We start from the raw sequence: 505 nt of genomic DNA on the forward strand, positions 1-505 counted from the left end.
CTCCAGCCGTTGAGGCTGCTGCACTTGTTCCAACCGTTTTGATAATGATATCCTTTGATACATGTGATACAGCTGTCTTTGCCATTTGATCATGCAACATCCATGTTAAGAATGGCATTGGTGCAACACCATAGAAAGATACACCCTTTTCTCTCATTGCCTCAATTATATTCTTGATTTTCTTTCTTCCATATGCTAGATATCCCTTTACTGTGTTTCCACTCACACCATAAACATCTGCTATTTCAGAAACACTCATATCTTCAAAATAATACATCATCAATGCAAGTCTTTGATTTTCAGGAAGTTCATTTAATACTCCCTGTAAACCTTCCTGAAGCTCTTTATAATTCATACTTGCTTCTGGTTCAAAAGAAGCCTTATCATTCTTGATATTCGCCTCAAATTCAAGTCTATCCTCCTCATCATCTAAAGAACTAAAATCTACTGGCTTATTCTTACCTTGTTTAGATTTTGTATAATCCAATGCCTTATGCGAAACAAT

Annotated in this window: 1 protein-coding gene; it reads right to left on the reverse strand. The window is 35.8% G+C overall.

Annotation, left to right across the window (positions count from 1 at the left end):
- Nucleotides 1–505, reverse strand: a 505-nt coding sequence (locus LJE08_RS13790) for an RNA polymerase sigma factor (protein ID WP_227403555.1), incomplete at both ends; no start/stop codon positions are given.

It is taken from the genome of Holdemanella sp. DFI.5.55, assembly GCF_020593575.1.
GTDB classification, from domain to species: Bacteria; Bacillota_I; Bacilli_A; order Erysipelotrichales; family Erysipelotrichaceae; genus Holdemanella; species Holdemanella hominis.